This window comes from Mesorhizobium sp. M5C.F.Ca.IN.020.29.1.1 (assembly GCF_003997375.1).
Taxonomy (GTDB): domain Bacteria; phylum Pseudomonadota; class Alphaproteobacteria; order Rhizobiales; family Rhizobiaceae; genus Mesorhizobium; species Mesorhizobium wenxiniae.
Genome location: NZ_RZSW01000439.1, coordinates 1 through 5345, shown reverse-complemented (window position 1 = coordinate 5345; position 5345 = coordinate 1). Strand labels below are relative to the sequence as shown.

The following is a 5345-nucleotide window of genomic DNA, read 5'->3' as shown; positions in this document are numbered from 1 at the left end:
TGCGTGCTCTATTCCGACGACGGCAACGAAGCCCGCGTGTTCGGCGGCGGCTTCATCGAGCGTTCCGAGCGTGGCGCCGAGGCCGAGGCGATGCTGACGCGGCTGGCAGCCCGCCCGGCGCAGATTCCCGCCGAATAGACGAAGATCCCGATTATCGGGATGGATCAGGCTCTGATACAGCCGCATTTTTCTCTCAGGAAGACGATCCGGTGTGGATAACCGTGCCAGCGGTCAGGATACGCAGCACCCTGATGGCTTCCTCGCCGCTGGTACGCGGTTCTGCCCGCGTCTCGATGCACTGGAGGAAATGCTCGAGCTCTCGCGTCAGCGGCATGCCCTCGCCCACCGCCACATAGGACGGCTCGTTGGTGGTGAAGGCCCATTGGCCGCTGTCTTGCCACACCGCGTGGCGGTAGACGGCGAGCTTGCGCTCCCACGGCTCGACATCGTCGAACACCGCCATCGCCTTGGTGCCGACCACGGTCAACCGCCGCTCGCGGTAAGGGTTGAGCCGCGACGCGAAGAGATGGCTGCGCAGACCATTGGGAAAGCGCATGTGCAAATGCGCGAAATCGCTGAGATTGTCGAGGAGCGCTGCCCCCTCACCACGCACCTCGATCGGTTCCGTGCCGGTGATGGCCAGGATCATCGACAGATCGTGCGGCGCAAGGTCCCACAGCGCATCGTTCTCGGTATGAAACTTGCCGAGCCCGAGGCGGTGCGAATGGATATAGCGGACCTCGCCGAGCTCGCCACTGTCGATCAGCGCCTTCAACGTCTCGAAGGCTGGATGAAAGCGCAGCACATGGCCGACCATGAAGACGCGGCCATTGTCGGCCGCCGCCTTCACCGAGCGCTCGGCGTCCGCCACCGTCAGCGCGATCGGCTTTTCCACCAGCACGTCCTTGCCGCCCCGGACTGCGCGTACCGCCATATCGGCGTGGAACTGCGGCGGCAGCGCCATTACGATGGCATCGACGTCGCTGCGGACAAACAGCGCCTCCGGCTCGATCGCCAGGCAATCCTGCTCACTGGCGAAGCCTTCGGCGCGGGCAGGGTTGACGTCCGAGACCGCGTGCAGCGCGCCGAGCGCCTTGAGGGTGCGGATGTGGTTGCTGCCCCAGTATCCGCAACCGAGGACTGCAATGCGCGGTTTCATCAATTCCAACTCTAGAATTTCGTGGCCGAGACATAGCGGCGGGCCCCGCCGAACTCAACCCCGGCATTTCTGCGCCCAATTATCTGCCCGGCAAAGCTTTTCGCCATTAGAGCGACCTGCGTCCGCTCGAACGCGTAAGGTACACGTCTCAAGACCGTAAACCTTCGCATCGTTACGGAAGATCGATTCCGATTTCGGAAAAGCACGATGTGATTACAAGTGGCGGCATGCCGGCTGCATCGATGCTTGACAGGCTTGGCGTCCCAACCTTATATCCGCCCGACCTTGGCGAACGCTTCGACATGCCTTCTGATTTAAGGCGGATTTCGGACCTTTCGCCGCCCTGGCGGGGTAGCTCAGTTGGTTAGAGCACGGGAATCATAATCCTGGGGTCGGGGGTTCAAGTCCCTCTCCCGCTACCACAACTCTCTGAAATAGCCTAATAATTTTGATCCGCTTAGCGGCGGGAACGCTAAGCAGCATTCGTCTGCTTGCGCTTTCGCGCGTTCTGCCGGCGAGGCGGACGCGATTGAAAAGCCCGCGTCTCCGGGAGAGGTCGCGGGCAACGGTCTGTTGGGATCAGAGGAGGCCCGCGCCCCTGGGAGAAGGACGCGGGCTGTGATCGGCGGGGAGGATCCGATCTGGCAGCATTTGTCTGCGGCTGCAGAAGCCGAACTTTCGTCGCTGGCCTGTGTTCCACACGGACAACAAGAAACCGCCGCACAAGGATCGGCGAAATAGGTGGCGTTGCTGCTCGGCAAGTCGCAGCAATCTTGCTAAGATCCGCAGTGGGAGGAGAGGGACATGCAATCGCTGCCGATAGCCCATCCAAGCGTAGCCAAGGCGACTGCCGGCGTATCGCTTCCTCTCGCCTATTCCACCGCGACGCTCTGCTGGCTCCTGTCCGCCGGCGTCTACATCGCAGCCAAGTGGGTTGCCCCCGAAATGCCGCCTTGGGCGCTCTGCTTCTGGCGGCTGGCGCTCGCCTGCGCGATCCTGCTCCCTATCGTCCATCGTCATCACGGGGCGATGCTCGTGCTGATCCAGTCCCGGGCGATCGAGGTGCTGGCCATCGGCGCGATCGGGCTGACCCTCTGTCAGGGCATGATCTACACGGGCCTCAGTTACACCGACGCGACGACCGCCGGCATCATCATGGCGCTGTCGCCGATCATGACCATGGTGCTTGCCCGCTACGTGCTCGGCGAGCCCCTCGGCGTCTGGAAGGCTCTTGGCGCGCTGCTCGCTCTGGTCGGGATGGTGGTGATCGTAGCGCGCGGCGACCTTACCGCGCTGATGCGGCTCCAGTTCAATCCCGGCGAGTTGTGGATCGTCGGCAGCGCGTTTTGCTGGGGCCTCTACACCGTGCTGCTGCGTCGCTCCAAATTCGCTATCGAGCTTCTGCCGATGGTGGTCCTGCTGCTAGGAGCCGGCGCGCTGGTCGCACTGCCCCTCTATCTCTGGGAGCTGTTTTCCGGCGAGCGTTCGGCGCTGCATGCGAACGGCCTTCTGGCACTCGCCTATGTCGCTGGTCCGGGCGGCGCTCTGATGTATTACCTCTACAACCGCAGCGTCGAGACGCTTGGTGCCGGGCGCGCCAGCATGCTGCTCTATCTGCAGACTGTCTTCGTCGCCGTGCTCGCTTATCTTTTCCTTGGGGAAAGCTTGCACGACTACGACCTCGCCGGCGCTGCCTTTATCGTCGCCGGCCTGCTGCTCGCCACCGCGATCAAGCCGAGGCAGCGCACGGTGCATGTCGCGTAGGGGAACATCCGCACAGCCGAACCCAAGACGGCGCATAGCGATCAAGAGCCGAGGCGCACATCACGCCAGACAACATTCGACGGTTTCGCTTGGATCGGCGGTCCGTCTGCGGCATGCGCAGAACCAATCACCTTCTGAGATACAGCCATAGGGTCGTCGGCGCCAGGATCGCGGTCAGCGCTACCGGCGCGATCAGGGCTAGGACGACCTGACTGAGTGTCGCCCCGCCGCCCATCAGCCCGCGCAGCGCCGTCGTCATCAGCGACACTGGATTGACTTCGACGAAAGCCCGCAGCCAGTCCGGCATGGTTCCGGGGTCGACCATGATGTTGGAGGCGAAGACGAGAGGGAACAGGAAAGTAAAGCCGAGCGTCATCACCGTGGTTGGCGTGCGGATCAGCAGGCCGAGCACGATGAATACCCAGCCCATGCCGAACCCGATGGCGATCAGCATGGCGAAGGCGGCAAGCACGCCGGGGATGCCTGCCTCAGGCCGGTAGCCGAGGATCAGCCCGATGGTGAGAATGATCGAGGCGGCAATCAAATGGCGCAGGATGTCGCCCACCATCAGGCCGGCGAACGGAGACAGCGACCAGATCGGCAGCGATCGGAAGCGGTCAAACAAGCCCTTGCCGAGATCGGTCGACAATCCCATGCCCGAATAGACTGCGTTAAACACCACGGTCTGAACCAGGATGCCGGGTAGGAAGAACTGCAGGTATTCGCCAGGCGAACCGGCGAGCGCACCGCCGAAGACGAAGGTGAAGAGCAGCGTGAACATGATCGGAGTCATCACCAGATCGAAGAGCTGCTCCGGCACATGCTTGAATTTCAGCACAGCGCGCCATCCGAAGACGAGCGCGTTGGAAAGGGCTGATGGGGTTCTAGGTCGGGCGACGCTTTGCAGCCGCTGCAGGGATGTCGTGTCGATCATGGCTTGTCGCCTTCCTTGCGGCTTTCACTCAGGCCCGGCTGGCCGTCAGCGCGAAGAAGACCTCCTCGAGGCTGGGCTGGCCCATGGAGAAATCCGACAGCTCGATGCCGGCGGCGACCAGCTCGGCCAGCGCCTCGTTGGCGGTCTTCGCTGTGCGGGCAAGGACGGAGAGCTCCGCGCCTTCGGCACTGCGTTGGACAGGGTGCTCCAGCCGGCGTTCCAGAATGGTCGCCGCTTCGTCCAACCGAGCGACATCGGCGAGCGCGACATGGAGAAAGCCGGAGCCGGTGGCCGCCTTCAGTTCGCGGCTGGTACCCTCGGCGATCTTCCTGCCGTGGTCGATGACGGCGATGCGCGCTGCAAGTTGATCGGCCTCTTCGAGATATTGGGTGGTGAGCAGGATGGTGACGCCGGCCTCGGCGAGGCCGCGGATCATGCCCCAGACATCCTTGCGGGCGTTCGGATCGAGGCCTGTGGTCGGTTCGTCAAGGAACAGCACGCCCGGCGTGACGACCAGCGAGGCGGCTATGTCGAGCCGCCTTCGCATGCCACCTGAATAATCCCTCACCTGCTTCGTCGCCGCTTCGGACAAGCCGAAAGCCGCGAGCAAATCGTCCGCACGAGCTTTCGCGGCGCGACCGCGAAAACCCCAGAGTCGGGCGAGCAGGACAAGGTTCTCCCGGCCCGTCAAGTCCTCGTCGAGCGAAGCGAACTGCCCGGTCATCGCGATTGCCGCACGGACCTCATGCGGGGCCTGCATGAGATCGTGCCCCATCACGGTCGCAGAGCCGGCGTCGGGGCGCGACAGCGTCGCGAGCATCCGCATCAGCGTTGTCTTGCCGGCGCCGTTCGGGCCCAAGATGGCGAAAATCATGCCGCGCGGCACATCGAGATTGATACCATCGACCGCGCGCAGCTTGCCGAATGTCTTGACCAGGCCGCGAGAGGAAATGGCTGACTGGGCAAGGCCCATAGAAGGCACACCCTTAGGAGAAGTATCGTTCATGCAATCATCACGCTAGAGGCTCCGACCATCTACCTGGCCGCCGAGGCTGAAGAGCCGGTCAGATCATATGTCGGACAGGTCTCTACTCATTTCGAGGTTTTCACTCGATCACGGCGCAGGCCTGACGATTTCCGGCATCACCTGCAGGCTGGCTTTTGTAGTCGTCCTGTCCGCCGTGGATCATCAATGCCTTGCCTCGTATGGCCGTATCTCCACCATCCAGCTTGACCACGCTGTTGAAAGCCTGCGAACGCAAAACGCCGTCGGGGCCGACCCGCTGATTTGGCATATCGCCCGCGTGCGGGCCTTTCCCGGTGAGGTATCCATGTTCGGCATTCGTCGGATTGAAGTGCCCACCGGCCGAGGCATGGCCGGTCTGATGGTCGCACTTCCCGGTTTCGTGAATATGGAATGCGACCCATTCACCCGCCGGCAGTCCTGTTACCTCCAACGCTATCAGCACGCCGTGCGCCGTTTCGGTC

Annotated in this window: 5 protein-coding genes, 1 tRNA gene and 1 pseudogene; 3 read left to right on the top strand and 4 right to left on the bottom strand. The window is 62.9% G+C overall.

Features of this window, described 5'->3' with window-relative positions:
- A pseudogene (locus EOA85_RS39335) lies at positions 1-138 on the top strand (tRNA 2-thiouridine(34) synthase MnmA); the annotation flags it as partial.
- A gap of 55 nt (positions 139-193) precedes the next feature.
- On the opposite strand, the gene EOA85_RS26475 reads toward EOA85_RS39335, so the two are convergent.
- Positions 194-1159 (bottom strand): Gfo/Idh/MocA family oxidoreductase, encoded by a 966-nt coding sequence (locus EOA85_RS26475; protein ID WP_029349781.1) that lies wholly within the window; start codon positions 1157-1159, stop codon positions 194-196.
- A 345-nt stretch (positions 1160-1504) separates the two neighbouring features.
- On the opposite strand from EOA85_RS26475, the gene EOA85_RS26470 reads away from it, so the two are divergent.
- Positions 1505-1581 (top strand) — tRNA-Met (locus tag EOA85_RS26470).
- Between the two features lie 382 nt (positions 1582-1963).
- On the top strand, positions 1964-2923 hold the full coding sequence (locus tag EOA85_RS26465) for a DMT family transporter (protein ID WP_127211736.1): 960 nt from the start codon (positions 1964-1966) through the stop codon (positions 2921-2923).
- Between the two features lie 127 nt (positions 2924-3050).
- Here the strand turns inward: EOA85_RS26465 and EOA85_RS26460 are convergent, their stop codons facing one another.
- The 3 genes from EOA85_RS26460 to EOA85_RS26450 all read right to left on the bottom strand — a co-directional run.
- The gene (locus EOA85_RS26460; protein WP_029349756.1) at positions 3051-3857 is read right to left on the bottom strand and encodes an ABC transporter permease; all 807 of its coding nucleotides are present in this window, start codon (positions 3855-3857) and stop codon (positions 3051-3053) included.
- A gap of 28 nt (positions 3858-3885) precedes the next feature.
- Entirely contained in the window at positions 3886-4863 is a 978-nt protein-coding gene (locus tag EOA85_RS26455) for an ATP-binding cassette domain-containing protein (RefSeq protein WP_127211735.1), read from the bottom strand.
- A 100-nt stretch (positions 4864-4963) separates the two neighbouring features.
- Positions 4964-5345: superoxide dismutase family protein (locus EOA85_RS26450; RefSeq protein WP_164759888.1), on the bottom strand; the 382-nt coding region annotated here is incomplete at its 5' end.

Coding starts and splice junctions, on each gene's coding strand:
- EOA85_RS26460 (WP_029349756.1), bottom strand. CDS start 3,857: ATGATCGACACGACATCCCTGCAGCGGCTGCAAAGCGTCGCCCGACCT.
- EOA85_RS26465 (WP_127211736.1), top strand. CDS start 1,964: ATGCAATCGCTGCCGATAGCCCATCCAAGCGTAGCCAAGGCGACTGCC.
- EOA85_RS26475 (WP_029349781.1), bottom strand. CDS start 1,159: ATGAAACCGCGCATTGCAGTCCTCGGTTGCGGATACTGGGGCAGCAAC.
- EOA85_RS26455 (WP_127211735.1), bottom strand. CDS start 4,863: ATGAACGATACTTCTCCTAAGGGTGTGCCTTCTATGGGCCTTGCCCAG.